Annotated in this window: 28 protein-coding genes; 17 read left to right on the top strand and 11 right to left on the bottom strand. The window is 72.1% G+C overall.

Going from position 1 to position 26290, the window contains the following annotated elements:
* Positions 1 to 768 carry a TIGR03084 family metal-binding protein gene (locus tag DFJ69_RS09355; RefSeq protein WP_116026515.1) on the top strand — a complete coding sequence of 256 codons (768 nt, stop codon included), beginning with the start codon at positions 1 to 3 and terminating at the stop codon, positions 766 to 768.
* 45 nt (positions 769 to 813) lie between these two features.
* On the opposite strand, the gene DFJ69_RS09360 is transcribed toward DFJ69_RS09355, so the two are convergent.
* The gene (locus tag DFJ69_RS09360; RefSeq protein ID WP_211328950.1) at positions 814 to 1326 is read right to left on the bottom strand and encodes an O-acetyl-ADP-ribose deacetylase; all 513 of its coding nucleotides are present in this window, start codon (positions 1324 to 1326) and stop codon (positions 814 to 816) included.
* A 154-nt stretch (positions 1327 to 1480) separates the two neighbouring features.
* Between DFJ69_RS09360 and DFJ69_RS09365 the strand changes: the two genes are divergently transcribed.
* From DFJ69_RS09365 to DFJ69_RS09410, 10 genes are all read left to right on the top strand, one after another.
* Positions 1481 to 2314 carry an NAD-dependent epimerase/dehydratase family protein gene (locus DFJ69_RS09365; protein ID WP_116022114.1) on the top strand — a complete coding sequence of 278 codons (834 nt, stop codon included), beginning with the start codon at positions 1481 to 1483 and terminating at the stop codon, positions 2312 to 2314.
* A gap of 130 nt (positions 2315 to 2444) precedes the next feature.
* Positions 2445 to 3269, top strand: a complete 825-nt coding sequence (locus tag DFJ69_RS09370) for an alpha/beta hydrolase family protein (protein WP_116022115.1) — start codon at positions 2445 to 2447, stop codon at positions 3267 to 3269.
* 96 nt (positions 3270 to 3365) lie between these two features.
* Positions 3366 to 3977: a hypothetical protein gene (locus DFJ69_RS09375; protein WP_116022116.1), complete on the top strand. Its 612-nt coding sequence runs from the start codon at positions 3366 to 3368 to the stop codon at positions 3975 to 3977.
* A 198-nt stretch (positions 3978 to 4175) separates the two neighbouring features.
* Positions 4176 to 4790: a sigma-70 family RNA polymerase sigma factor gene (locus DFJ69_RS09380; protein WP_245974196.1), complete on the top strand. Its 615-nt coding sequence runs from the start codon at positions 4176 to 4178 to the stop codon at positions 4788 to 4790.
* A 74-nt stretch (positions 4791 to 4864) separates the two neighbouring features.
* Positions 4865 to 6685 carry an asparagine synthase (glutamine-hydrolyzing) gene (gene asnB, locus DFJ69_RS09385; RefSeq protein ID WP_116022118.1) on the top strand — a complete coding sequence of 607 codons (1821 nt, stop codon included), beginning with the start codon at positions 4865 to 4867 and terminating at the stop codon, positions 6683 to 6685.
* A 20-nt stretch (positions 6686 to 6705) separates the two neighbouring features.
* A complete protein-coding gene (locus DFJ69_RS09390; protein WP_116022119.1) occupies positions 6706 to 7923 on the top strand; it encodes a cytochrome P450 family protein in 1218 nt (405 codons plus the stop codon).
* Positions 7924 to 7932: 9 nt separating this feature from the next.
* Entirely contained in the window at positions 7933 to 8859 is a 927-nt protein-coding gene (locus DFJ69_RS09395; RefSeq protein WP_211328564.1) for an isocyanide synthase family protein, read from the top strand.
* 20 nt (positions 8860 to 8879) lie between these two features.
* Complete coding sequence (locus tag DFJ69_RS09400; RefSeq protein ID WP_211328565.1) at positions 8880 to 9959, top strand: ABC transporter substrate-binding protein; 1080 nt, start codon at positions 8880 to 8882, stop codon at positions 9957 to 9959.
* Positions 9952 to 11001: a FecCD family ABC transporter permease gene (locus DFJ69_RS09405; protein ID WP_211328566.1), complete on the top strand. Its 1050-nt coding sequence runs from the start codon at positions 9952 to 9954 to the stop codon at positions 10999 to 11001. The genes DFJ69_RS09400 and DFJ69_RS09405 overlap by 8 nt, the downstream gene beginning before the upstream one ends.
* Positions 11001 to 11831, top strand: coding sequence for an ABC transporter ATP-binding protein (locus DFJ69_RS09410; protein ID WP_116022121.1), 831 nt, complete (start codon positions 11001 to 11003; stop codon positions 11829 to 11831). The genes DFJ69_RS09405 and DFJ69_RS09410 overlap by 1 nt, the downstream gene beginning before the upstream one ends.
* Here the strand turns inward: DFJ69_RS09410 and DFJ69_RS09415 are convergent.
* Complete coding sequence (locus DFJ69_RS09415) at positions 11773 to 12864, bottom strand: methyltransferase domain-containing protein (RefSeq protein WP_116022122.1); 1092 nt, start codon at positions 12862 to 12864, stop codon at positions 11773 to 11775. The genes DFJ69_RS09410 and DFJ69_RS09415 overlap by 59 nt on opposite strands.
* A gap of 605 nt (positions 12865 to 13469) precedes the next feature.
* On the opposite strand from DFJ69_RS09415, the gene DFJ69_RS33715 reads away from it, so the two are divergent.
* A complete protein-coding gene (locus DFJ69_RS33715) occupies positions 13470 to 13676 on the top strand; it encodes a hypothetical protein (RefSeq protein WP_147312253.1) in 207 nt (68 codons plus the stop codon).
* 127 nt (positions 13677 to 13803) lie between these two features.
* Here DFJ69_RS33715 and DFJ69_RS09420 read toward each other — a convergent pair whose 3' ends face one another.
* Positions 13804 to 14379 (bottom strand): phospholipase D-like domain-containing protein, encoded by a 576-nt coding sequence (locus DFJ69_RS09420; protein WP_245974816.1) that lies wholly within the window; start codon positions 14377 to 14379, stop codon positions 13804 to 13806.
* A 417-nt stretch (positions 14380 to 14796) separates the two neighbouring features.
* On the opposite strand from DFJ69_RS09420, the gene DFJ69_RS09425 reads away from it, so the two are divergent.
* Positions 14797 to 15234: an ATP-binding protein gene (locus tag DFJ69_RS09425; RefSeq protein WP_116022124.1), complete on the top strand. Its 438-nt coding sequence runs from the start codon at positions 14797 to 14799 to the stop codon at positions 15232 to 15234.
* Positions 15235 to 15286: 52 nt separating this feature from the next.
* Here the strand turns inward: DFJ69_RS09425 and DFJ69_RS09430 are convergent, their stop codons facing one another.
* The 4 genes from DFJ69_RS09430 to DFJ69_RS09445 all read right to left on the bottom strand — a co-directional run bounded on the left by DFJ69_RS09430 (position 15287) and on the right by DFJ69_RS09445 (position 18373).
* Positions 15287 to 16084 carry a hypothetical protein gene (locus DFJ69_RS09430; protein ID WP_147312254.1) on the bottom strand — a complete coding sequence of 266 codons (798 nt, stop codon included), beginning with the start codon at positions 16082 to 16084 and terminating at the stop codon, positions 15287 to 15289.
* A gap of 323 nt (positions 16085 to 16407) precedes the next feature.
* On the bottom strand, positions 16408 to 17043 hold the full coding sequence (locus tag DFJ69_RS09435) for a TetR/AcrR family transcriptional regulator (protein ID WP_116022126.1): 636 nt from the start codon (positions 17041 to 17043) through the stop codon (positions 16408 to 16410).
* 32 nt (positions 17044 to 17075) lie between these two features.
* Complete coding sequence (locus DFJ69_RS09440) at positions 17076 to 17984, bottom strand: M56 family metallopeptidase (RefSeq protein ID WP_116022127.1); 909 nt, start codon at positions 17982 to 17984, stop codon at positions 17076 to 17078.
* On the bottom strand, positions 17981 to 18373 hold the full coding sequence (locus DFJ69_RS09445) for a BlaI/MecI/CopY family transcriptional regulator (RefSeq protein WP_281275827.1): 393 nt from the start codon (positions 18371 to 18373) through the stop codon (positions 17981 to 17983). The genes DFJ69_RS09440 and DFJ69_RS09445 overlap by 4 nt, the downstream gene beginning before the upstream one ends.
* 149 nt (positions 18374 to 18522) lie before the next feature.
* Here DFJ69_RS09445 and DFJ69_RS09450 point away from each other — a divergent pair, with 149 nt between their 5' ends.
* Both DFJ69_RS09450 and DFJ69_RS09455 read left to right on the top strand, forming a co-directional pair.
* A complete protein-coding gene (locus tag DFJ69_RS09450) occupies positions 18523 to 19881 on the top strand; it encodes a cytochrome ubiquinol oxidase subunit I (protein WP_116022129.1) in 1359 nt (452 codons plus the stop codon).
* Positions 19878 to 20780 (top strand): cytochrome d ubiquinol oxidase subunit II, encoded by a 903-nt coding sequence (locus tag DFJ69_RS09455; RefSeq protein ID WP_116022130.1) that lies wholly within the window; start codon positions 19878 to 19880, stop codon positions 20778 to 20780. Before DFJ69_RS09450 ends, DFJ69_RS09455 begins: the two co-directional genes overlap by 4 nt.
* Here DFJ69_RS09455 and DFJ69_RS09460 read toward each other — a convergent pair.
* Positions 20731 to 21609, bottom strand: coding sequence for a class I SAM-dependent methyltransferase (locus DFJ69_RS09460; RefSeq protein ID WP_170177590.1), 879 nt, complete (start codon positions 21607 to 21609; stop codon positions 20731 to 20733). The two genes, DFJ69_RS09455 and DFJ69_RS09460, sit on opposite strands and share 50 nt — an antisense overlap.
* A 619-nt stretch (positions 21610 to 22228) precedes the next feature.
* On the opposite strand from DFJ69_RS09460, the gene DFJ69_RS09465 reads away from it, so the two are divergent.
* Positions 22229 to 23005, top strand: a complete 777-nt coding sequence (locus DFJ69_RS09465) for an SGNH/GDSL hydrolase family protein (RefSeq protein ID WP_116022132.1) — start codon at positions 22229 to 22231, stop codon at positions 23003 to 23005.
* 19 nt (positions 23006 to 23024) lie between these two features.
* On the opposite strand, the gene DFJ69_RS09470 is transcribed toward DFJ69_RS09465, so the two are convergent.
* The 3 genes from DFJ69_RS09470 to DFJ69_RS09480 all read right to left on the bottom strand — a co-directional run bounded on the left by DFJ69_RS09470 (position 23025) and on the right by DFJ69_RS09480 (position 24479).
* Positions 23025 to 23357: a DUF2516 family protein gene (locus tag DFJ69_RS09470; protein ID WP_245974198.1), complete on the bottom strand. Its 333-nt coding sequence runs from the start codon at positions 23355 to 23357 to the stop codon at positions 23025 to 23027.
* 239 nt (positions 23358 to 23596) lie between these two features.
* The gene (locus tag DFJ69_RS09475) at positions 23597 to 24043 is read right to left on the bottom strand and encodes a hypothetical protein (RefSeq protein ID WP_116022134.1); all 447 of its coding nucleotides are present in this window, start codon (positions 24041 to 24043) and stop codon (positions 23597 to 23599) included.
* A complete protein-coding gene (locus DFJ69_RS09480; RefSeq protein ID WP_245974200.1) occupies positions 24018 to 24479 on the bottom strand; it encodes a helix-turn-helix domain-containing protein in 462 nt (153 codons plus the stop codon). The genes DFJ69_RS09475 and DFJ69_RS09480 overlap by 26 nt, the downstream gene beginning before the upstream one ends.
* A gap of 163 nt (positions 24480 to 24642) precedes the next feature.
* On the opposite strand from DFJ69_RS09480, the gene DFJ69_RS09485 reads away from it, so the two are divergent.
* Positions 24643 to 26289: a serine/threonine-protein kinase gene (locus tag DFJ69_RS09485; RefSeq protein WP_170177591.1), complete on the top strand. Its 1647-nt coding sequence runs from the start codon at positions 24643 to 24645 to the stop codon at positions 26287 to 26289.
* Position 26290 lies beyond the last annotated feature (1 nt).

Genomic DNA, 26290 nt, shown 5'->3' on the forward strand with positions numbered 1-26290 from the left:
GTGCTGAACGACCTGATCGCGGACCTGGAGGCGGAGGGCGCCGCCCTCGACACCCTGGTGGCGCCGCTCGAACCCGCCCGCTGGGCGACCCCGACACCCGCCGAGGGCTGGACGATCGCCCACCAGATCGCCCACCTGGCGTGGACGGACCGCTGCGCCCTCGCGGCCGCCGCCGGCGAGGCCGCGTTCGGTGCGCTGATCTCCGGATTCACGCTGGAGAGCGTGGACGAGGCGGCGGCCGAGGGCGCCCGCGAGGAGCCGGCGGCGCTGCTGACGCGCTGGCGGGAGGACCGGCGGGCGATCGCCGAGGCGCTCGCGAAGGTGCCGCAGGGGACCAAGCTGCCCTGGTTCGGACCGCCGATGAGCGCGGCGTCCATGGCCACCGCCCGGCTGATGGAGACCTGGGCGCACGGGCAGGACGTCGCCGACGCGCTGGGGGCCGTGGTCGAGCCCACCGCGCGACTGCGGCACGTCGCGCACATCGGGGTACGGGCCCGGGACTTCGCCTACGGCGTGCACGGCCTGACCCCGCCGGCGGAGCCGTTCCGTGTGGCGCTGACCGGCCCGGACGGCCAGGACTGGACATGGGGTCCCGAGGACGCCGCCCAGTCGGTGACCGGCACGGCCCTCGACTTCTGCCTGCTCGCGACCCAACGCCGGCACCGCGCCGACCTCGCGTTGGCGGCCGAGGGGCCCGACGCCGACCGCTGGCTGGACATCGCCCAGGCGTTCGCCGGCCCCCCGGGACCGGGCCGACGGCCGTCCTGAGCCGTGGGGCGTCGACCGGAATGCCGGGATGCCGGGATGCCGGGATCAGACCGCGGCGAGGGCCCGTTCGAACGCCGCGTGGGCGTCGTCGGTGAACAGCACGAAACGGGCCTCGACGACCTGGGAGGGCGTGGCCCGCACGGTGCCGACCGCGATGCGGGCGGCGTCCTCCATCGGCCAGCCGTAGATCCCGGCCGAGACCGCAGGGAACGCGACCGTGCGCGCGCCCAACTCGTCGGCGACCCGCAGCGACTCCCGATAGCAGGAGGCGAGCAGGTGGGAACGGTCCTCGGTGCCGGAGTGGACCGGGCCCACGGTGTGGATGACCCAGGTTGCGGGCAGTTCGCCCGCGGTGGTGGCGACGGCGTACCCTGTCGGCAGCCCGCCGCCGTACCGGGAGGCCCGCAGCCTGCGGCAGTCGTCCAGGATGGCCGGGCCGCCCCGTCGGTGGATGGCGCCGTCCACTCCACCGCCCCCCATGAGCGAGGAGTTGGCCGCGTTGACCACCGCGTCGACCCGCTGCTCGGTGATGTCACCCCGCACCAGTGTGATATCGATCACTGAACTCCCGCCCTCTTCCCCCTGCCCGATAGCCAACCTAATCGATGCCCACGTCGTGATAGGCGTTAAATCACTGCGCGTTAGGCCAGCACACGGGTCGAACAGGCCCTAACGTGACAGAGGGATCCCCCGTAGCACCTGGAGGTCCACTGTGAAGATCCTCGTCGCAGGCGCGACCGGCACCGTCGGACGTCGCCTGGTGCCCCTCCTCGTGGAGGCCGGGCACGACGTCTCCGGCACGACCCGGAGCGCCGAGCGGGCGCAGGCCCTCGAAGAGTCGGGGGCGCGTCCGCTGGTCGTCGACGTCCTGGACGCCGAGGCGCTGCGCACGGCGGTCGCCGACGACCGTCCCGACGTCATCGTCCATCAACTCACCGATCTGGCCGCCGAGGACTTCGCGGCCAACAACAGACTGCGCGCCGAGGGCACCCGCAATCTGGTCGAGGCCGCCAAGGCCGCCGGTGTCGAGACCATGATCGCGCAGAGCATCGCGTGGCTGTACGTCTCGGGCGACACCGCGGCCACCGAGGACGACCCGCTCGACCCCCACGCCCCGCCCTACCCCGGGGTGTCGGCCCTGGAGGAGGCCGTGGCGACCATGCCGCACGGCGTCGTCCTGCGCTATGGAGCGTTTTACGGGCCGGGCACTTGGTACGCTCCCGACGGCGCGATCGCCGAGCGGGTGCGCGCCGGCCTGATGAAGCTCAACCCGGCCTGGACCTCGTTCGTTCATGTGGACGACGCCGCCGCGGCGGCCGTCGAGGCGCTGGAGTGGCCCGCTGGAGCGGTCAACGTCGTCGACGACGAGCCCGCCCTGGCCACCGAGTGGATCCCCGTCTACTGCGAGGCCATCGGCGCCCCGGTCCCCGAGGCCCGCGGCCGCCACGCCCGCTCCACCGGCCGCCCCATCTCCAACGCCAAGGCCCGCGAGCTCGGTTGGACTCCGCAGTTCACGAGCTGGCGCGAAGGCTTCGGCAAGCTGTGACCACCCCGGCCGTGCCGCCGCCCGGATGACGGCGGCACGGCCGGCACCGCGCCCCGCCCGCCCCGCCCGGCGGCTTCGGTCCCTGTGCCTGCATGCACCTGCCCGCTGAAGACCGAACGGAGCCCGCGACATGTCGACCGTCGGGCGGATCGTTCCGACGCTGGCGGCGTCCCTGCTCGTGGCCGGCTGTTGGTCCGGCGACACCGCGAAGCGCGTGGCGCCCGACGCGGCTCTCAAGGAGCAATGCGCGTCCGTCCCCGATGGGGCGACGAGGGTCACGCTCCGGGCGGTCGACGGGACGGGGCTCGGCGCGGCCGTCGTCGGGCCCGCGACCGCCCGGGTCGGGGTGGCCCTCGCCCACGGAGCGACCCAGACCCTGTGCGACTGGCTCGGATACGCCCGGACTCTGGCCTCCGCCACGGGATCTCGCGTGCTCGTCGTCGACCGACGAGGCGTCGGTTCGAGCGAGGGACCGGCGAACCTCGGCAGACTGCCGGGAGATCTCGTCACGGGTGCGCGATGGCTCAGGAGCGGCGGAGCCGAGCGGATCGTGCTCATGGGCTCCTCGATGGGCTCCGCCGGCGCGCTCGGCGCGGCGCACCCCACCGGCCCCCGCACCGCGGTCACGCCGCGGGATCCTCAGGCGCCGCTCCTCGATCCGCCGGCCTGCGCCGTCGTCGCCGTGTCCCCGGTGACCAGGATCGCCGACGACCGGGGCGCGGAGATCGACGTCTCCGGCATCTCCTCGCTCCCGATGCCGGCCTGGCTGGCGTACGAGCAGGGCAACCCGGGGGTGCGGGCCGCCGCCGAGACGCTCGCCGCCCGGTCGCGGGGGGCCTCGTCGCCCGGTGTGAGGCTCAGGTCGGTGCCCGGCGACGATCACGGCATCGCCCTTATCGACGAACACGCGGACGTTCGTCGCTTCCTCGAGGACGCCGTCCGCTCCTGCCGCTGACCCGGGTCCCGGCCGGGCGGTCTCGGCTTCGGGAGTGATCGTCCGGTGGCCCCGGGTGAGTGGATCACGGAGGTGGGCTGAGGGAGAATGCCCGGTATGCCGTCGCCCGCGGGGTTCGCCTGGCCGCTGCCGCGTGCCGTGCGGGCCGGGGTGTTCGCGGCGGTCTGTGTGGCGTTCGCGGTGTCGGCGCACCTGAGGGCGGCCGAGGTCGTGTGGACGCCGGCGGCGGCGGTGGTGCTGCCGGCGGCGTTCGGCGGGGCCTTCGGGTTGACCTGGATCCTGGCTGGCGCGCGCCTGGGGACGGTGGGCACGGCGGTGTGGGCGTGCACCGCCCAGTTCGTTCTGCACGTGTGCCTCGGGATGGTGGACGGGCCTTCGGCCGCGTCCCACGGGGCGTCGCATGGGGTGCTGCACGAGGCGTCGACGCAGGGCGGGCACGCGAGCGTCTCGGACGGCGTGATCGTCGCGCATCTGCTGGCGGGAGTGGCGTTCACGCTGCTGCTGCGGCACGGCGAGTCCGCCGTCGCGGTCGTCTCCGGCTTCTTCGGTGGTACGGCCCGCGCGGTGCTCCTGCTGTTCCGGCTGCCCGTTCCGGAGGCGCCGGAGCTCGTTCACGTCGGTTCGCGGGAGCGGCGGCCGACGCCTCGACGCCTGCTCGTCTGGTCCTCGCCGCGGGTGCGGCGGGGGCCGCCGTTCGTGGAGAGCTGATCCCGCGCACCCGGATCCCCCCGTCCTGAGGACGGCGCGGCCGGGTTCCCTCACCTGACCGACCTCGGTGAACGCGCCCCCGGAACGGGGCCGCGACCGACGGACGGTCGGGCACTCGCCGTGCGCGTCGGCCGGTCCGGCTCTCGGCGCCGGAGGCCGTGCGGCGTTCTCATGCTGCGTCTTCAGCAAGGAACGAACGTGTTCATCGAGCTTGTCGAACGTCCCCCCGCACCCCCGTCCCGCCGCCGACCGGCGCGGACCGCCGACGACGATCGGCTGACCGACCTGGCGCTGGCCGCCCGTGCCGGCGGCGCCGGTGACGTCGACGCCTTCGTCCGGGCGTTCTATCCGGAGGTCTGGCGCTTCCTGGCGTTCCTCACCGACGTCGAGGCGGCCGACGACCTCGCCCAGGACACGCTGATGCGTGCGCTGGGCGGTCTGCCGCGCTTCGCCGCCCGGTCGTCCGCGCGGGCCTGGCTGCTGGCGATCGCGCGCCGGGTGGTCGTCGACGACCACCGCTACCGGGCCGCGCGGCCCACGACGTACGTGGCGGACTGGCACGGCGTGGTCGAGCACCGGGTGTCGGGCCCGGACGAACGGATCGCGCTCACCGAGCTGCTCGCCGGGCTGCCGGACGACTGGCGGCGGGCCTTCGTGCTGACCCAGGTGGCCGGGCTGGGCTACGCCGAGGCCGCCGACCTGCTCGGCTGCCCGATCGGCACGGTCAGGTCACGGGTGGCCCGGGCCCGGGAGCGCCTCCGGTCGCTGATCGTGACGGCCGAACAACGGGCGGTTGATACCAAAATTTCCTGAATTCGACGGGAACTGGTGGTCGGGGCGGACCGACTTGTGGTCCGAGGCTTCCGGACAGGAAGGGGGGTCACCGCATGTGCGGAGTCACCGGCTGGGTGTCGTACCGGCCCGACCAGGGGGATCGGCGCGCGGTCGTCGAGGCGATGACCGCGACGCTCGCGCCGCGCGGGCCGGACGGGGAAGGGGTGTGGCTGGACGGGAACGCCGCGATCGGGCACCGCCGGCTGGCCGTGATCGACCTGGAGGGCGGTCGCCAGCCGATGGCCGTCGACCACGCCGTCCTGACCTACAGCGGCGAGATCTACAACCACCACGACCTGCGCGCCGAGCTGATCGGACGCGGCCATGTCTTCGCCACCCGCAGTGACACCGAGGTCGTGCTGCGGGCCTATCTCGAATGGGGCATCGACGCGGTCGAGCGGCTGGACGGCATGTTCGCGTTCGCGATCTGGGACACGCGGCTGGAACGGCTGCTGCTGGTACGCGACCGGCTCGGAGTCAAGCCGCTGTTCTACTCCGAGCCGGCCGACGGCCTCGTCTTCGGGTCCGAGCCGAAGGCCCTGTTCGCCCATCCGGACGTGACGCCCCGGGTGGACGCGGAGGGCTTCCGGCACGCCTACGGCCTGATGTTCGAGACCGGGCCCACGCTCTGGTCGGGGGTGCGGGAACTCGCGCCCGGCGAGCTGGCCGTCTTCGACCGCGACGGGCTGCGGCGCACCGTCTACTGGCGGCTGGACGCCGAACCGCACGAGGACGACCTCGACACGACGCGGGCACGCGTCCATGAGCTGGTCGAGGGGGCGGCCCGTTCCCAGTTGGAGGCCGACGTCCCCCGCTGCACCCTCCTGTCGGGCGGCCTGGACTCCACGGTCCTCACCGCCTTCCTGGCCGACGAGCTGCGCCGTACGGAGGGGGGCGGAGCCCGGATCCGCTCGTACGCGGTCGACTACACCGACCAGGCCGAGCAGTTCACCGGCGACCTGCTGCGGACCGGCCACGACACCCCGTACGCGGCGGAGGCCGGGCGGTACATCGGCACCGACCACAGCACGGTCGTCCTCGACCCGCCGGCGCTGCTCGACCTCGACCATCGCCGTGCGGTCGTGGCGTGCCGGGACTCGCCGATCGGCGTCGGCGACATGGACACCTCGCTGTACCTGCTGTTCGGCGCGATCCGGGAGCACTCCACGGTCGCGCTGTCGGGGGAGGCGGCCGACGAGGTGTTCGGGGGCTATCCCTGGTTCCACAACCCGGCGACCCTGGCCGCCCGGACGTTCCCCTGGTTGCTGGTCACCGGTGACGAGGCCGCCATGCCGCTGCACCCCGACCTCGCCGCGACCCTGCGGATCGGGGAGTTCCGCGACGACACCTACCGCACCGCGCTGGCCGCCGTTCCGCACGTGGACGGTGAGACGCCGGCCGAGCACCGGCAGCGCGAGATGCAGCACGTGTCCCTCACCCGCTGGCTGCGGCAGTTGCTGCACCGCAAGGACCGGCTCAGCATGGCGCGCGGCCTGGAGGTCCGCGTCCCGTACTGCGACCACCGCCTCGTCTCGTACGCCTTCAACGTCCCTTGGGCGTTCAAGACGTACGACGGGCGGGAGAAGAGCCTGCTCCGCTCGGTCGGAACGGGACGGGCGCCGGAGTCGGTGCTGTGGCGGGCCAAGAACCACTACCCGGCCACCCACCACCCCGAGTACAACCTCGGCCTGCAGGACCTGGCGCGCCGGACGCTCGACGAGCCCGCCGTCCGCGCCCTGGTCGACGAGGCCCGCCTCAAGCCCTGCCTCGACGCGCCCGCCGACCGGCTCCCGTGGGGGGAACGGCTGCGCCTGGAACGGGTCGTCGACCTCGGCCTGTGGCTCGACCACCACCGCCCCGACCTGTCCCTTTGAACGTTCGAGGAGGACCGCACATGACGCCGCCCGACCCGATCCCCCTGCTCGGGGAGGACTACAAGCGCGACCCCTATCCGTTGTACGACACGATGCGCGAGGCCGGACCGGTGCATCGGGTGCTGTTCCCCAGCGGCGTGGTCGCCTGGCTCGTCACCGGGTACGACGCGGCCCTCGCCGCGCTCACCGACCCCCGTCTCGGCAAGAACCATGCGCGCGGGAACGAGCGTTGGCGAGAACGGGCGTCGATCATGCCCGAGCCGCAGCACTCCCGGCTCCAGGTCCACCTGCTGCACCAGGACCCGCCGGACCACACCCGCATGCGGCGGCTCATCGTCGACGCCTTCGCGCCCCGCCGCATCGAGGAGCTTCGACCTCGTCTCCAGGAGCTCGCGGACGAACTCGTCGACCGGATGCCCGCGTCGGGTGACCTGGACCTGGTGGCCTGTTTCGCGGCCGGGTTCCCGTTCCAGGCGCTCGCGACGGTGATCGGCCTGCCGCCCTCGCTCGCCGCCGGGTTCCGCCGAGAGTGGGGCAAGGTCGTGCAGCCCGTCGGGCCCGAGGATCCCGGGCGGCCCGCGTACGAGGCGCTGCTACGCGGTCTCCAGGGCTACATCGCCGACGTCGTCGCCCATTTCCGCGCGCATCCGTCGGACGGGTTGCTCGGTCGGCTCGTGGACGCGTGCGACGGCGGCGGGCTGAGCGACGCGGAGCTGGACTCGATGATCTTCCAGTTGCTGGTCGCCGGGCAGGAGCCCGTCACCAACCAGATCACCACCGCGCTGGTCGCCCTGTTCCGCCGGCCCGAACGGTGGGAGGCGCTGCGGAACGATCCCGGGCTGCTGCCCCGGGCGGTCGAGGAGCTGCTCCGCCATGACGCCGCCTTCGAGCTGACCACCTGGCGGTTCTTCGCCGAGGACGCCGACCTGCACGGCACCGCCGTGCCCGCCGGCGACTCCGTGATCGTCTCGCTGTGCGCGGCCAACCGGGACCCGGCCCGGTTCGACGACCCGGACGGGCTCGACCTCACCCGCGCCCCCAACCCGCATCTGGCGTTCGGCCACGGCGTCCATTTCTGCCCCGGCGCCGCCCTGGCCCGGGCGGAGCTGCAGATCGCGCTCGGCACGCTGCTCGCCCGGCTGCCCGGTCTCCGGCTCGCGGTGCCCGACGACGCGTTGGAGTGGATCCCCGCCGTGCTGGCCCGTGGCGTCGCCCGGCTGCCCGTCGCGCGAGACTGACCCCGCGTCGTGGAGATCTCCCTGCCCGCGATCATGAGCCCCGCCGGCGTCGGCCACGCCGTCCTCGGGCTGCTCCTGGCGCACCGCCGCGCCGACCTCGACACCCCCGGCACGACGTTCGATCCGCAGCTCGCCCAGCTCGACGGCTTCATCGCCGCCGGCCGGCCCATCGTGTTCACCCTCCCCGGCTTCCCCTGCAAGTCGCCCAATCCCGCCAAGGTCCTCGGGCCTCTGCCGGACACCGGGGAACTGCTGTCGCTGCGCTTCCTCGACGGCCTGTGCGCCCGGATCGGCCACCTGCACCCGGCGGGCGCGCGGATCGTCGTCTGCTCCGACGGCCACGTCTTCGGCGACCTCATCGGAGTGCCCGACCCGCACATCGACGCCTACTCCGACACGCTCCGCCGCATGATCGACGACGAGGGCCTGACCCATCTGGACACCTTCGACCTGCGGTCCGTCCACGGCGACCTGCCGTACGACGCCAAGCGGGCGGCGGTGGAGGCCGACCACGCGCCGTCCCTGGACCGGCTGCGCGCCGAGGTCCGGACGGACGAGGCCGCGCGTCGTCTCTACCGGGGCATCACCCGGTTCCTCATCGAGGACGCGGCCGAGTCCGCCGGCACCCGTTCGGCCCGGCAGCGCGACGCCCGACGCCGTGCCTACGGGGTGATCCGCCGCAGTCGGGCCTGGAGCGAGATCATCGCGCTCCACCATCCCGGAACGGTCCGGCTCTCCATCCATCCGCAGCGGCGCGGGGCGGGCAAGCTCGGCATCCGGCTGCTCGACGCGGCCGACGTGTGGACGACCCCGTGGCACTCCTGCGCCTTCCGCCATCGGGACGGCCGCTGGGAGCTGATGCGCCGTGCCGACGCCGAACGCCTCGGCACGCCCGTCCTGCGCGACGGCCGGCCCGTTCACTTCGAAGCCCGCTGACCCCTCGCGAAAGGATCTCCGTGTTCACCAGCAGAAGGCCGCGAGCCCTCGTCGGCGTGACGGCCCTCGCCTTGGCCGCCGCCGCGTGCGGCGGCTCCGACGCCGCGACCGACCCGTCGGCCGCCGAGTCGGACGGCCCGCCGGCCGCGACCGCGTATCCGCTCACGATCGACAACTGCGGCGTCAAGGTCACCTTCAAGGAGCCGCCGAGGAAGGTGCTGATCCTCAATGGGCTGTCGGTCGGGGAGGCACAGAGCTTCGTGCTGTTGGGGCTGCAGGGCCGTGTACTGGCGAACGCGCAGTTCTACGCGGTGTCCGACGACCCGACCATGGTCAAGGGCGTCGGTGCGCTGCCCAAGGGCGGACTGACCCAGAACAAGAACTTCGACGTGCCGGCCGAGCAGGTGCTCAAGGCCGAGCCGGATCTGGTCGTGTCGGCGTGGTCCGGTGGGTTCGACGCCAAGCAGGGCCTCGCCACCCGCGAGCAGCTCGCCGGCGCGGGGATCAACACGCTCGTCAACCCGGTGAACTGCGCCAAGGGCAAGCCCGAGGCCGACGCGGACGAGAAGAAGGCGTACACCGCCCAGTCGGTCGACTCCGGTCTGCGGTTCCTCACCCTGCTCGGCCGGATCTTCGACGTCCAGGCCAGGGCCGCCGTCGTCGTCAAGGGCTTCCGCGACCGGATCGACGCCGTCCGCACCCGGGTCGCGGGACGACCCGCGAAGAAGGTGTTGATCGTCTATCCGGGCATGTCGATGATGAACGCCAACGGCCTGCCCGCCGTGATGACGGGCGGCGTCTACGACGACGTCATCGAGGCGGCCGGGGGCGTGAACGCCTTCGCCGGGCGGGCCGAGGACGCCACCCGTTCCCTCAACAAGGAGCAGCTCGCCGCCGCGCAGGTCGACGTGCTCGTCGTCGGGCGCTTCACCCCCGGCGACGCCCCCGAGGCCGAGGCCGCGAAGCTCTTCGCGGCCTTCCCGCAGTGGAACGCGTCCCGGACCAAGACGTTCACGGTCATCTCCGACAGCGCCTACCTCGGTCCGCTCAACGCACTCGGCGTGGAGAAGATCGCGAAAGCGGTCCACCCCGGTGGGTGAACGCGTCCGGCGGGGCCCGCACCTGGTGTCGGGCCCCGCCACCGCCCTGCTCATCGCGTCGTTGGCCATTGCCCTCGCCGGGGCGACGGTGCTGGCGATCTCGCTCGGCTCGGTCGACCTGCCCCTGAACGCCGTGTGGCGGGTGATCGCCGCCCATGTCGTCGGCGGCGACACCGACCCGCTGAACGACCAGGTGGTCTGGCAGATCCGCACGCCGCGCGTGCTGTTGGCCGCCCTCGCCGGCGCGGGATTGAGCGTCGCGGGCGTCGCGTTCCAGGCGCTCGTTCGCAATCCGCTCGCCGACCCCTACATCCTGGGCGTCTCGTCCGGCGCGTCCCTCGGCGCGGTCCTCGTCGCGGCGCTCGGCACGTCCGCGTTGGCCGGGCTCGGCGTCACCGGCGCCGCGTTCGCCACGGCCCTGGCCACCGTGCTCGTCGTCTACCTGCTCGCCCAACGCGCCGGACGGCTCCTGGACACGTGGCTCGTCCTCACCGGAGTCGCGATCGGCTACCTGTGCACCGCCGCGACCACGTTCGTGCAGCTCCAACTCAACCCGACGGAGCTGCAGGGGATGATGTTCTGGCTGATGGGCAGCGTCGCCGGCGCGACGTGGGGCGATCTCGGCGTGCCCGCCGTCGTCATCACCGCCTGCATGGCCTATCTGCTGCTGCGGGCCCGTGCGATGAACGCCCTCATGGCGGGCGAGGACGCCGCCGCCGGGCTCGGCGTCGCGGTCCGCTCCCAGCGGGTCGCGCTGCTGGTCGTCGGGTCGCTGCTCACCGCCACCGTCGTGAGCGTGGTCGGCGGCATCGGGTTCATCGGGCTCATGATCCCGCACATGACCCGGTTCGTCGTCGGCGGTGACCACCGCCGCGTGCTGCCGGTGTCGCTGCTGGCCGGGGCGCTCTTCCTCGTTCTGGTCGACCTCGCCGCCCGCATCGCCGACCGGCCCGACGAACTCCCCGTCGGCGTGTTCACCACCGGGCTCGGCGTCCCGTTCTTCCTCTGGCTGCTGCGCCGCCGCTCCGCAAGGACCACCTGATGCGCCTCGACCTCGCCGGCGTCCATGCCGTGCTCGACTCCCGCCCCATCCTCACCGACGTCCACCTCACCGCCGAACCCGGCCAGTTCGTCGCCCTGATCGGCCCGAACGGCAGCGGCAAGTCCACCCTCCTGCGCACCCTCTACCGGGCCCTGCGCCCCACCTCCGGAGTGATCCACCTCGGCGGGGACGACCTGTGGAGGATGAAGGCCCGCGAGGCCGCACGCCGCAGAGCCGTCCTGCCCCAGCACGGGGAGTTCGAGGCGGAGTTCTCCGTCACCGAGGTCGTCGCCACCGGCCGCACCCCCCACAAGGGCCCCCTCGACCGCGAGACCGCCGCCGACCGCGAGATCATCACCACCGCCCTCGAGCGCGTCGGCATGGACTGGGCCGCCGACCGCCTCCTGTCCACGTTGTCCGGCGGCGAACGCCAACGCGTCCTCGTGGCCCGCGCCCTGGCTCAGGAGGCCCCCCTGCTCGTCCTCGACGAGCCCACCAACCACCTCGACGTACGGGCCCAACTCGACCTCTTGGAGCTGATCCGCTCCCTCGACCTCACCCTGCTGGCCGCCCTCCACGACCTGGACCACGCCGCCGCCTACGCCGACCACGTCGTCGTCCTCAGCGAGGGCCGGGTCGTCGCCCATGGGCCACCCCTGGGCGTCCTCACCCCGGACTTCATCGCCGCAACCTTCGACGTCCGGGCCCACATCGGCCCCCATCCCCTGACGGGCCGCCCCCACATCGCCCTCGCACCCTTGGACCCGGGACTCACAGTGCGCGACCAGGCTCCCGCAGCCAAACGCGTTCCTCGCCCCGCTCGATCGTGAGCCCGAAGTCCCGCTGGTCGGGCCGTCCCTCCGCGATCCACCTACCGTGGGCTCGCTCGACCTCTCTCCACAGGCGGCGAGGGCCGTGCTCGTACACGTCACCGTCGGAGAACACGGCCGCCCACGACCGGCACCGCAGGCTGTACAGCCACCCGACCGCCGCTCCGTCGCCGTCGGTCCCGAGGAGGTGGGTCACGTCGCGCAGCAACAGCCCGACGACGAACCAGGCCGCGCCCTGGGGATGGCTCCACAGATCCTCCGGACGTAGTGCCGTGGTCGACTCCATGGTGTCGTCCGGCCACCCCTCCCCGCCGGGCGGCAGGTAGTCGTCGGGGTCGACGTCGTCGTCGGTCTCGGCCTTCGAGCGCATGAACGTCGTCGCCCGGGTGAACGGACCCGACGCGGTGCCGTCCTCGGCGACGGTGAGCCGAGCGACCGCGCCCTGATCTCCGAGCCGGGTCCGCCAGGGCGCGACGATCACCCCACCGGGCCGGGTCTGCCGCACCCACGCCTCGGGGATGCGTCGTACGGCATACGTGCCCTGGATCCGGTCGTACGGAGCCCCCGCCTCCCATCCTGCGCCGCCGTCGCCGGTGACCACGAGGGGCTCCAGCCCGGCCGCCCGCAGCCGGTCTCGGGCGGCCTCGGCCACGTCCGGGTCGTACTCGACGCCGACGACGTTGGCGGAGCCCGTACGAGCAGCCAGCAGGGCGGTCGTCCAGCCGGTGCCGGTGCCCGCGTCCAGCACCCGGTGCCCGGGGCGAACGTCCAGGTCGGCGAGCATGTCGACGACCAGCGAGGGCTGAGACGCCGAAGAGGTCGCCTCGGTGCCGGCTTCTCTTCCCCCGGGCGGCGCGTCACGCCATCCGACGACGATCGGAACGTCGCGCTCCGCCCACGCCCGCCAACCTTCCGGGTCCTCGACCCGATCAACGCGCACCCGCCGACCCGTCTCGGGGTCCTTGGGCCATAGGACATCGGGCAGGAACGCGGCCCGGGGCAGGTCCTGGAACGCCTCGGCCCAGCGCTCCACGCTCCTTCCCGAGGCCGGTGCGCCGCCGGCGGGAGTCACTTCTCTCGGGTTCCGGTGCCCGGGGGGACCTGCTGGTCGTCGTTCGGCTTCTGGGGCGTGGGATTCTTCGGAAGAGGCTTTGCGTGCTTGCCCACGGTCGTCTCCCGTCTCGGAGGTCGTCGCTCGCCACCGGCATTGTCACCCAACGGAATGCGGAGCGTGCCCGAGCCGACACATGGCGGCCTCATCCGGTCACGCGGCCGGCGCGGCGACGGGGCGAGCCTTGTTTCAGAGGCGGGCGAAGGGGTCGTACCGGCCGTCCTGGCCCCTGGGACTTCATCCGGCCCCGGCGGCCGATGTCGGCCATCGGCGGCTCACTAGGTCTCTTGACACAATTGTCTCCGATAAAGCGGTGGTTGAGTGAGCCGAACCCCCTTCAGGAAGGAGACATTGTGCGTGCCCTTGTGCAACTCCTGGCCACAACGGCGGTGGCCGCCTCAACGGTTCTGGCGATCCAGTCCCCGGCCGCCGCCGCCCCGCCACCCCCGCCGAGCTGCGGTTGGGAACCGATGATGAAGGACCAAACGCGCTGGCATACCGCCTACGCCTACCCGAACGTTCCGATCATGTCCGGCAGAAGCAGCACGGATTGCGACCGAGTGGGCTGGGGCCAGCCCAGCACCATGCTCAACTACCGCTGTTTCGCCTGGGGCTTCGGCGGAGTCAAATGGACCGCCCTCAACGAGGTCAGCGGCCTCCAGCGAGCACGAGGCTGGGTCCGCAACAGCGACCTGAAGGACGGAGGCAGCAAGGTCGAGTGCGGCACCTACTGACAGCCCCTTGACCACACGCCGTCCCGGCGGCCTCTCCGAGACCCGGGTCACCGACAGGGGTCACCTCCCCCGCGTGACCCGGGTCAGCCGTTGAGCTCGTCGCCCTTCACGTGGCGGCCCCATCCGGTCACCCGGCTGGATCGGCGATGGGACGGGCCTTGCTCCAGAGGTGGGTGACGTGGTGGGCGAAGCGGTCGTACAGGCCGTCGTCCTGGAGGCGTTGGACGTGCAGCATGGGTGAGTCGTGGCCGACCAGGTCGGCCAGGTGTGGGGTGACGAGCATCTGGTCGTCGAAGGTGAAGACGCTCATGGCGATGTGGTCATCGCCGAAGCGGGCCTCGATGCCGGGGACGTCCGCCAGTTTGGCGAGTTCCCCAAGGGTGATCCGGATGCGCGTGCTCACGGTCAGGGGGACGTTCTCGACCTCTTCCCGGTGGCGCGTCACCTCGCTGTCGGGGTCGCCGATGAGGAAGCGGACCCGGCAGCCGCGCTGCCCCTTGCGGCGGAGCGCGCCGACCAGGTTGGGCAGTTCGAGCCACAGGAAGTAGTTGGTGTATCCGGCGAAGGTGATCTCGGTCCGCGCCGCGCCGATCAGGTCCCGCCACACCGACTTGGGGCACGCCGAACGGTACGGGTACACGGCGAGGACCTCACGGTCGGCACCGGTCTTGACGTTCCTGCGGATCGCATCAGGCCAGAGCACGGTTTCCTCAACTCCCAGCGCCTCGGCAGCGGCCCAACGGTGACGTGGATGCGGCAGCCGCGCCTCGTCGGTCATCCACCGCGTCACCGTCTTGACGTCCACACCACAGACGGCCGCGAGGTCTCGTTCTGTCAGTTTTGCACCGACCATCGCTTGGCGGAGTGCCGCGTTCGTCATGTCCGGGCCTTCCGTACGGGACGTCATGGACGAATTTCGATGCTAACCATAAACGTTCTGGACGTCCCGCGAAGGGAGTACCGACGTCCTCACCGGCGGTGAATTCTCTGCGTACTCACATCAAGACGGAGAGACATTGAGGTGATCGGGATGCGGCCGCCAGGCAGGAGAGTGCACGACCGAACCGCCGGTCCGGCACGAGGAGACGTGGCTGCACGGGGCCAGGTGCCAGCGTTCCCCGTGGAAGCCAAGGCCGTGGAGGAGCTGCGGATGCCGATGGCGGCCTCGCCGGCGAGTGTGGGGCTGGCGTGGAGTCTGGTGGAGCAGCGGTTGCTCACCTGGGGATTCAGCGTGGGGGCCCGACAGGATGCGCGGCAGGTGTTGGCCGAGATCATGGCCAGTGCCGTCGCCGTCACTCCCACGGGCGCGTACGTCACACTGCACTGCCGGCGCGACGCCGGCGGGGTGGTGGTCGGTGTCGGGGACCGCAACACCGACGTGCCCCGCGATCCGCCGCCCGTCGTCGTCCTCCAGCCGGGCGACCTCGATCTGCGGCCGGAGCACTTCGACGACAACGGCGGGTGGGGCTTGACGATCGTCAAGGCCCTGGCCGCCGGCTGCGGGGTCACGCCGCTCGCCGGTGGGGGCAAGATCGTGTGGGCTCGGCTGCGGTCGTGAACGGGATCTGGGGCTGAGCCCCCGAAGCGGTATCCGGGGGCTCAGCCCCAGGTCACTTGCCGTACTTCCAGATGGTGCCGAGTCGGCCAGAGAGGCCGACGGCCCACAGGGAGGTGGTGCCGGGGATGTGGGTGAGGCCGAACGCCTGGCCCTTGCCGCCGACCTGGGGCGTGTACCGGCGGTCGACCTTGCCCTTGGCGATGTGCAGCAGCGAGCGGTGGGAGCCGCTGAGCGCCCAGAGGCCGCCCCGGCCGTCAACGGCCAGCTTCTCCAGGCCCTGCTTCTCGTTGACGCGCAGGTGGGTCCAGCGGGATCCGTTCCAGTGGGCCAGCAGTCCGCCGCGGTGGCTGCCCTCGCCCATCGACTTGATCGTCCCCGTCATCCGCACGTTCTTGGGGCCGTAGCCGACGACATCGGTGAAGAGGAATCCGAGACCCTCGCGCAGCGGCACCTTCGGACCGAGGATGACCCGCCACCGCTTGCCGTTCCAGTGCGCCGCGATGGTCTTCGAGCCGGACGACGGCCGGGAGATGCCGCCGGTGACCCACACGTCGGTGCCGGAACGCGCGTGCATCGCCTGGAGACCGACCTTGTACCCGCGCACGGTGGGGATCGCCATCTGCCGCCACGTGCGGCCGTCGTACCGCTGGATCCAGTTACGGCAGCCGTTGACGCAGGTCGACCCCAACACCCAGGTGCCGCCTCGGGGGCCGAGCGCCGCCGCGTTCCAAATCTGGGAACGGGGGGCGAACAGCCGACGGGTCCACCGCTTGCCGTCCCAGTGGATGCCCAGCCCTCGGTAGCCGGCGGAGCCGAACGCCCACACGTTCGATGGCGACGAGGCCGTCACCACGTTCAGCGACGGCCCCGAGAGCCCGGCGCTGAGGCCAGAGGGGAGAACAACCGGCTTCCACCCCTTCCCGTTCCAGTGCGCTACCCGCAAGCCGGCCGCCGTCCAAGACTGGCCCACCGCCCATGCGTTGGCCGGTCCCAGTGCGGCCACATCGCCGAAGACCTCGGGGGAACCCGCGCCGGCGGGCGTCTGATACACCGACCGCCATCCAGGGCTCGCCGAAGCGGCGACGGGGGCGGCCATGGCCAGCGCTGAGGTCGCGCCGGTGGCCACCGCAAGGAACCTCACAGAAAAGGGACGTCGAGTCATGAGCGGGGATCTTACAGATCATTCACCGCATACCGATCGGCGAGTTCCCGCCAGGTGGGGGCCGGCCCAGGGAGCGGCGCGGCTGCGGTGGCTTCCAAGGCGGCGAGGAGGAGAGCCAGGTAGCGGCGGCGCAGGTCCTTCGAGCGGGCCTCGTCGGCCAGGCGGATCGTGGAGAGGTGCTCCAAGAGGAGGGTGATGTCGCCGACCTCGATGTCGGGGCGGAGGGCACCGGCGGCCTTGCAACGGGCGAGGAGGCGGGAGGTGGCCTCATGCAGCTCACGGCCCTGGCGGGCCATGTCGTCGGTCACCGGGAAGCTTCCGGCGAGGCGGCTGGTGAGGGAGCCGGCGCCGATGTCGAGGCAGCGGTGCAGGAAGCGGGCGAACGCCTCGCGCGGGTCGGCGTCGTCGGCGAGGGCGGCCTCGACCTCGGTCAGATACGCCGCCATGCCGTCGGCGGCGAGGCGTTGGAGGAGGTCCTCCTTGCTGCGGTAACGCCGGTAGAGGGCGCTGATGCCGACGCCGGCGCGTTCGGCCACGGCGGCGATGGGCGCGCCGGGGTCCTCGGTGAAGACGGCGCGGGCGGCCTCTTTGATCAGGCCGTCGTTGCGGGCGGCCTGGGCCTTGCGGCCGTTCAGAGGGGTTCCCATATCGCCCAGTATAGGGAACGGAGGATTCCGTTCTAGCCGGGCAGGTGGTAGAGCAGGATGGGGGCGACGGCGATCACGGTGGCTCCGGCGAGGGCGGCGAACCGGACGCGGCGGCGGGCGGGCGGGGGCTCCATCAGGCGGTTGACCCGGGCCAGCACGGCGATCTCGCCGCCGGAGGTGGCGGCGAGGGCTCCGTTGGGCACGGCGGCGGGGCGGGCGGCGGCGAACCGGAGCAGGGCCGTGGCCAGCTCGCGGGGCGCGCGGTGGCGACGGGCGCGGTCGTCGGCGGCCATCTCGATCAGCAGCTCGACGGAGTCCAGACATCGGCCCACCAGACCGATCTGGGGGAAGACCTGGCGCAGCGAGGCGAACGGCAGCAGCACGAGATCGTGGCGTTCGCGGGCGTGGGCGCGTTCGTGGGCGAGGACGGCGGCCAGCTCGGCGGAGTCGAGCAGCTCCAGCGTCCCGGCGCTCACCACGACCTTGGACGAGCGCATCCCGGGCACGCAGTAGGCGGCGGCCCCGGGGTGATCGAGGACCAGGGTGCCGGGCACCGTCGCCGACTTGTTGGCGACCAGCGCCAGCAGGGCCCGGTGGCGGCGGCGGGCGCGATAGATCCGTACGACCGCGTACGCCAGCATGACCAGCAGCACGGCGGTGAGGCCGGTGCCCGCGAGGAGTGCCGCGAGGTGGGGGGCGTCGAGCCGGGCGGCGTCGTCGGACAACATCGCGGGGATGCCACCGGTGATGCCCTGCCCGTACGGCAGGACCGCGTAGCCCAGCAGCGCGCCGATGGTGGCGGTGCCCCAGGCCAGACCGAGCGCCTGCCACAGGGCGATGCCCGCGCGGGGCATGCTCCACGGCCAGCGGGAACGTGACAGCACGTGTGCGCCGCCCACCGTGCTCAGGGCGATCAGGGCGAGCAGCGCGGTGCCGGTCATCCGCTGGGCTCCACTCTTGGACGGGCGCCGTTGCCCGTGGTCAGGTCTTCCAGGGCTTGACGGAGGACGGCGATCTCGTCCACCGACACCGAGCGCACGAAGTGCGCCAGGGCGGCGTCGCGGTCGCCGGTCTCGTTGAGGGCTCCCAGCATCAGCTCGGCCACATAGCCCTCGCGGCTGGCCACGGGGCGGTAGCGCCAGGCGCGGCCGTCGCGCTCGCGTTCCAGGAAGCCCTTCTTGGCGAGCCGGTCGAGGACCGTCATCACCGTGGTGTGGGCGAGATCGCGGTCACCGGCGAGGGCGCGGCTGACGTCGCGTGCGGTGGCCGCGCCGTCCCGCGCCCAGAGGATTTCCATGACCGTGCGTTCAAGCTCTCCCAGACCCTTCACGGGATCCAGGCTATCCGCGTCCACCGACATTGACCACCGGGGGTAGTACTACGCCCCGTGGCGCCCGGGCCTCACAGCGCCGATCCGTCGGTGTGATGCGCGCGACAAAGGCATGATCTACTACAAGCTGTAGTACTACGCTTTGTCGTATGACGACGTTCGTGATCCTCGCCGACGCCGCGAGTCCCGCCGACTTCGCGGCGGCACGCCAACAGATGGCGTTCACGCTGGGGTTCCACATCATCCTGGCCAGCATCGGCATCGGCCTGCCCGCGATCACCCTGCTCGCCGAGTGGCGCGCGCTGCGCACGGGCGATCAGGTGTACGCGGAGCTGGCCCGCAGGTGGATGAAGGCCGCCGGAGTGCTGTTCGCCGTTGGAGCGGTCTCCGGAACGGTGCTGTCCTTCGAGATGGGCACCCTGTGGCCCGGCTTCATGGACAAGTACGGCCAGGTGTTCGGTGCCGCCTTCGCCCTCGAAGGCATCGCCTTCTTCATCGAAGCGATCTTCATGGGAATCTACCTGTACGGCTGGGACCGACTGCCACCGAGGGTCCACTTCCTCACCGGCATCCCGGTGGTGATCGCGGGGCTGCTGTCGGCCTCGTTCGTGGTCACCGTGAACTCCTGGATGAACCAGCCGCAGGGATTCAAGCTGGTCAACGGCGAGGTCACCGACGTGGACCCGCTCGCCGCCATGTTCAACCCGGCCACCCCGGTGCAGGCCGTCCACCTGATCCTGGCCTCGCTGATGGTCTGCGGGTTCGTCGTCGCTTCGGTGTACGCGGTGGCGCTGCTGCGCGACCACCGGGCCGGCAGGCCGTTGGACCCGTACCACAAGCGCGGATTCGCGATCCCGTTCACGCTCGGCGCGGTCTGTGCACCGCTCCAGGTGCTGGTGGGCGACTGGGCGGTGCGGTTCGTCCATGACAACCAGCCGATCAAGTTCGCGGCGATGGAGGGTGTCCACCACACCGAGGCGGGTGTGCCGTTCAAGTTCGCGGTCTTCGAGATCCCGAACGCGTTGTCGCTGATGACGAGCTTCGACGCGAACGCGACGATCCGGGGGCTGGACTCGTGGCCGGAGGACGTGCGGCCGCCGGACGAGATCGTCCGGATCTCGTTCGAGATCATGATCACGCTGGGGATGGCGCTGCTGGCGCTGGCGACCTGGTGGGCGTTCGCCTGGTGGCGGCACCGGAAGGGCCGTGAGGGCCTGGGCTGGAACCCGTGGTTCCTGCGGCTGGCGGCCCTCGCCGGGGTCGGCGCGTGCGTCGCCATGGAGGCCGGTTGGACGACCACGGAGGTCGGCCGCCAACCCTGGATCGTGTACGGCGTGATGCGCACCGAGGAGGCCGTCAACACGGCCCCCGGCCTGCGGTTCGGCCTGTACGTGGTGCTCGTCGTGTACGCGGTGCTCGCGGTGGCCACGGTCAGCGTGCTGCGCCGGATGCGCCGCCGCCCGGACGAGCCCGCGACACCCGCCAAGGAGCTGGAGGTCGTCGGATGAGCTACCCGGACATCGCGCTGGGCCTGATCCTGCTGGGTCTGTCGGCGTACCTGCTGTTCGGCGGGGCCGACTTCGGCGCCGGGCTCTGGCATCTGGTGTCGCGCCGGCGCGCGGACCAGAAGGTGATCGAGCACGCCATGGGGCCGCTGTGGGAGGCCAACCACGTCTGGCTGATCTTCGTGATGGTGATGACGTGGACGGCGTTCCCGCCGGTCTTCGCCGACATCATGTCCGAGCACTGGATCCCGCTGTCGCTGGCCGCCCTGGGGATCGTGGCCCGGGGCAGCGCGTTCGTGTTCGCCAAGGACGCCCCGGCGGCCGTGTACTCGTGGACCTTCGGGATCTCCTCGGTGCTCACGCCGTACTGCATGGGCGCGGTCGCCGCCGTCATCGCCACGTCCGGGTCGAGTTGGCTCAGCGTGGCGGGCCTGTACGGCGGGCTGCTCACCACCGGGCTGTGCGCGTACCTCGCGGCGGTCTACCTGATCTGGGACGCCCGCCGACTGGGCGAGGACGGCCCGGCGACGCGGTTCCGGGCGTACGCGCTGGTCACCGGAGTCGCCGTCGGGCTCCTGGCGCTGCCGGGGGCGTTGACGCTGGACGTCCTGTCGCCGCTCACCGTGATCTCGGCGGTGGCGGGGGTGGTGTCGCTCGGGCTGCTGGCCGCCCGCCGCTACCTGGCGGTACGGGTCACGGCCGGGCTGGCCGCCGCCACGGTGCTGTGGGGGGCCGCCGGGCTGGCCGACCTGGATCTGGACGCGGCGGCGGCCCACGACTCCGCGCTGCGCGTCGTCTTCTTCGCCCTGGGCGTGGGGGCGCTGATCCTGGTGCCGTCGATGACCTGGCTGTTCATTCTGTTCCAGCGTTCGCCGAAGGAGCAGACGACCGCCGCAGGGTGACGAACATGCCCTGCTGGCGGAAGAACTCGCGAGTCTTGGCCGGGCTGACCGTCCAGATGGCGCGCATCAGGGCGGGCTCGCGGCCCAGCCTGCGGCGCTCCACCCACGAGGAGCGGACGTCCACGGGGTCCCAGCCGAGGGGGCCGAAGAACTCCGCCCCCTCATCGGGCACGAACCGCAGCGAGGCGTCGGCCCGCTCCATCCGGCGGCCGGCGACCTTTTTGGCGACTTGGACGAACAGGGGCCCGATCATGTCCAGCGCCCACCACCCGACGGCGGGCCGGGCGCTGAACTCGGCGGCGAGCGCCGTCACGTCCCCGGCCTCCAGGTACGGGATCAGGCCCTCGCACACCACCAGCACCGGGGGGCCGTCGGCGATCCCGTCGAGCAGGGCGCGACGGGCTTCCGGGTCGCTCAGGTCGGCCCGTACGCGGGTCAGCTCGCACTTGGGCTTCTCCGCCGCCAGCACCCGTTCCTTGTGGTCGAGGATGCCGGGCAGGTCCGCCTCCACCCACCGCAGGTCGGACGGCAGGTCCAGCCGGTACGGCCGGGTGTCCAGGCCCGCGCCGAGGTTGAGCACACAGCCGATGCCCTCCTCGCGGACCATCCGCCGGATCAAAGCGTCGTACACGGCGGTCCGGGCGATCACCCCGGACGAGATCAGCGCCACCTGGAGCCGCCCCGCGAGCCGCCGCCCGCGTTCCCCCGCCAGCGCGTCGGCGTACGGGTCGCGGAACAGCGGGTCGCGCCCCGCGGACTCCCGGGCGCGCACGACCGCCGTCACGAGCGCGGTGTCCGAGACGTCCCGCAACGTCGCCTGTTCGGCCATGCCACCCACCTCACCGATCATGGATCGGGCCATCGTGCCGGCCCGCCGCCCGCCCGGACCTGCCATCGGCCGCTAAGAGCCCACCGCGAGTCGGCGCGGGAACTCACTTGACATCGCCGTCCGCCGGGCGGGACCTACCCCGCCGGTGGGGCTTCGAGGAGCCGTTTGAGGTCGGCGAGGCGGTCGCGCCAGTACGCCTTCCGGGCGCGCACCCGGGCCTTGAACGCCTTCTGGCTCGTCATCACATGCTCCCTGTCGACGGCGCGATCGCAGGACTCACGCTCCCGTCGACCCCGCCGAATAGGGCATGTGCTGCGGCGTCCCGAGGGCTCGAGCCCCCTTTGCCTCCGCTGCGCCGATGGCGTGAGCACCGGGATGGAGGTGGGGCGCGGGACGGCGCCGCCATCCACAGTACGACATCGCGTAAGGGCCTCCGGGCCCCTGGCTCGCGAGGAGCCCGGCGACCGGCCCCCTCCTTACGGATAAAATGCCCATCTGACGATGATGATCGTCTCGGGCCACCCGTGCCGAGCCGCACACCCGTGCCATCCTCGTCACCGTAGGGCCGCGCCCATGCCGGCCTCGCTGGTCCGCGGTCGACACAGAAGGGCGTTCGGCGGTGCCCCGTCTCGTCTGGTGCGCCCTGGTGGCGCTGGTGCTCCTGCTCTGCGGTTGCAACACTCCGCAGGACCCGGCCTCCCCCAGGGCCGAACCGCCCAGGGCCGTGGAGCCGCCCCGAGAGCACGCACCGGTGGTGTTCGTGCTGGGCGACAGCTACACGGCGGGCATTCGGGCCGTTCCGGCGGAGCAGACCTACGCCGCCGAGACCGCGCGCAGGCTGGGCTGGCAGGTGGTGATCGCCGGGCACAGCGGAACGGGCTTCGTGACGCGCGGACGCGTCGGGATGGACTTCGGGGCGCTGTTCGAGGCCCAGTTGTCGTGGCGGCCCGCCCCCGACCTGATCGTGATCTCGGGCGGCCACAACGACCAGCACACCCGGACCCTCCCGCAGGTGGGGGCCGCCGCCGACCGGCTGCTGCGCGCGGTCAAGGCGCACTGGCCGGAGACCCACGTCGTGCTGATGGGGCCGCTGTGGGGCGGCACGCCGCCGCCGGCCGCCCTGCGCGTCCGGGACGCGCTGCGGGGCACCGCGCGCGGCCTCCGGGTCCCGTTCGTCGACCCGCTCGTCGAGCCGTGGATCACCGGGCACTTCAAGAAGAACGGCAACGCCCGTCGTTTCGTGATGTCGGACGGCACGCACTTCAACGCCGCCGGTCACCGCCATGTCGCCGAACGGTTCGTCGCCGAGCTGCGCCGGCTCGGCCTGGAACGCCCCGCCCTCGGCAGGCCCGCCACGCGCCGCAAGCCCGCGCAGAACGGCATGGAACGGCCCTGACCTCAGGCCGGCCCGGATTTCACCAGGGGCCGTACGGGCCCATGTTGGAGGAGTCGCCCTTGCCCTTGCCGCGGTACTGGGCGACCGCCGGCCGCACGTCGGCGAGGTAGATCGCCGCCACCAGGAACGCCGCGATGGGCAGGAACGACAGCAGGTGCAGGAACCCGACGGCCCCGCCGAGACCGACCACGACCGCCACCACCAGCAGGATCAGCCACAGGTTCTTGGTCTGCTTGTCGGCGGCCGTGTAGGCCCCGGCCGGCGCCCTGACCGCGTCGAACAGGGCCCACAGCTCGAATCCGAAGGCCACGATCGCCAGGAACCAGAAGAAGAGGTTCAGTCCTTGCCACACCAGGGACCACCACTTTCGCCGAGCCGGTCGGCGCCGCGACCCGACGCCACAGGGATCTCCCACCCACCCTATTCGCACAACGCGACCGGGTGACACGACCACGACGGGCCCGTGCTTCATGGTCACACCCCCGGTCGCTTCAGGCGGGCGGCCCTCCGCTTGCGCTCCGCGCCGCCCGCCTGAAGATCCCGAAACCGGGCGCGGGGGACGTGGGGGGTCGCCCCCCCACGATGACGCGCCTAGTCCCCGATCTTCTTGCTCGCGTCGGTGGCGGCGCGGGAGGCGGCGCGGGCGGTCTTCTTGGCCTCGCCCACGGCGGCCTTGGTGCGACGCTGGGTGCGCTGGGCGCTCTGCTGGAGTTCCTGGGTGGCGACCTGGTTCTCCACCCGCGTGACGATCTTCTTGCCCCGCTCGGCCAGCTCGTCGATCACCTCGACGGTGCGGGTGGAGACCTGGTTCACGTACGCCACCGCGGCGCCCGGGAGGTCCTTGACCTCGACCCGGCCCTGCAGCCTGGTGACGTTGTCGCGGACCTCGACCTGCAGCTTGGTGAGGTTCTCGCGGAAGTCGCCCTGGAGCCTGGTGACCTGCTCGGGGACCTCGCGGAGCTTCTCCACGGCCAGGTCGCCGGCACCCGCCATCGTGTAGACGGCCTTGTTGTCACGGATCCTGTCGGCAAGCGTCATGCGTCGTCTTCCTTCCTTGTCGGCTCTGGTCTGTCTCCTCGACGCCGGGGACGTCCTCGTCCGGCCCGTCCGGGCCGTCGGGCCACGCCTCCGCGGCCTCGTTCTCCTTGCGGAACGACTCGTAGATGTCCATCAGGACCTGTTTCTGGCGTTCCGTGAGGAGCAGGTCGGCGCGGATGGCGGCCTGCACGTCGGTGTCGGCCTCGCGATCCTCGAGGATCCCGGCCTGGACGTACAGCGCCTCGGCGGAGATGCGCAGACCCTTGGCGATCTGCTGGAGGATCTCCGCGCTCGGCTTGCGCAGCCCGCGCTCGATCTGGCTCAGATAGGGGTTGGAGATGCCCGACACGTCCGCGAGCTGCCGCAACGAGATCTTCGCCCGTTGCCGCTGGTCACGGATGTACTCCCCGATCGAGCCGACCTTCGAACCCGCCATGTCCCCACCCTGCGTCAGGGTGCTTGCAATTGCAAGCACGCTTGCTAGCACTTGACCGTGTTCTTGCGCACAGCCTCGGAGCCCCTCCCCAGGACGAGGGGCCCGCACGGTGTCCTATAAGGCTGCAGGACACCGGACGGTCCCGATACGTCACACTTCCGAGGTGAACGAATGGCGGATCGCGGACTTCCGCGAGGTGCGTGAACTGGGTCGGGGCGCGCAGGGCCGGGTCGTGCTGGCGGTGCACGAGCAGTCCGGGACACCCGTGGCCATCAAGTATCTGGCGGCCGGGGCGGAGGTGGAGGACCGTGCGCGGTTCGCGCAGGAGGCCCGGATGCTGGCGCAGGTGCAGAGTCCGCACGTGGCGCGGCTGTACCGATTGGTGGAGAGCGAGCAGGGCACCGCGATCATCATGGAGGCGGTGAACGGGGCCTCGCTCAAGGAGGTCCTGGCCCAACATGGCGCGCTCCAACCGGAGGCGGCGCTGGCCGTTCTGAAGGGCTCGCTGCTGGGATTGGCCGCGGCCCACGCGGTCGGTGTCGTTCATCGGGACTACAAGCCGGCCAACGTGGTCGTTCCGGCCGACGGGTACAGCAGGCTCATCGACTTCGGCATCGCCGTCATGGCGGGCACCGCGTCGCGGTCGGGGACCCCGTCGTACATGGCGCCGGAGCAGTGGGAGAACGAGCCCGCGACACCCGCCACCGACGTGTACGCGGCGACCTGCGTGTTCTTCGAGGCCGTCACCGGCCGCCGCCCGTACGCCGGGACCGACCAGATCGCGATGATGAACGGGCACCTGCTCCAGCCGGTGCCGGTGGACTCCGTGCCGGAGCCGCTGCGTCCGCTGGTCGCCCGGGGGATGGCCAAGCGCGCCGAGCACCGTCCGTTCGGCGCCGCCGCGTTCGTGGACGAGTTGGAGCAGACCGCGCGGGCCGCCTACGGGGCGGACTGGGAGGACCGCGGCGTGCGGACGCTGGCCGCCGGGGCGGTGGCGCTGGCCGCGCTGTTCCCGCTGACGGCCGCCGGGCTTGCGCCGCTAGTGGGCGCGGGCGCCGGAGCGGCCGGGGCCGGCGGCGCGGCGAGCGCGGTGGGCGGGGCGGCGGCGGGCAAGGGCGTGCTCGCCAGTGCCGGCGCCAAGATCACCATTGCGGCGCTGGGAACGGCCGCCGCCGTCACCACCGGAGCCGTCGCGGTCAACGCGCTGGACAGCGACGAGACCGTGCGCGCCCGCCCGACCCCGACCGTTCTGGCCGGGGTGCCCTACGACTTCGGAGCCTTCACCCTCAGGATCCCGCGCGGCTGGCAGGTCACCCCGCTCCAGGGCGGCACCCGGAACGGGCAGCCCGTCCAGGACAGCTACCGCGTGAACGTGCCCGGCCGTTGCACGGGCGACAGCGAGAACAACCGATACGACAAGTACGTGTACACGACCTTCTGCCCGGGTTTCGCCGTCCTGGGGCCGAGCCGGGTCGAGCCGGAGAACGGGCCCGGCGGCGTCTCCCCGAACGCCTACTACCACGCGGCCGGGGACATCAGCCACATCTGCCCACCCGACCCCGAGCGGTACCCGTCCGCCCGCGGAGTGACCAGGACGAGGACGGCGACGCTCCCTTGGGGCAACCGCCGAGCGCTGTACGGCGAGTGGCGGATGCGCTGCGCGAGCATCCGCGGCGGCGACGTCATCGACGTGAACGTGTACTTCACGCAGCGCCTCTGGTTCCTGCCGCAGTCGCAGATCGCCATCGTGGACGAGTGGGGCGTCCCGGGCCTGGACAAGGTCCTGGCGGCGGCGGTCTGGCGGCGGTGAG

Source organism: Thermomonospora umbrina (assembly GCF_003386555.1).
GTDB lineage: Bacteria > Actinomycetota > Actinomycetes > Streptosporangiales > Streptosporangiaceae > Thermomonospora > Thermomonospora umbrina.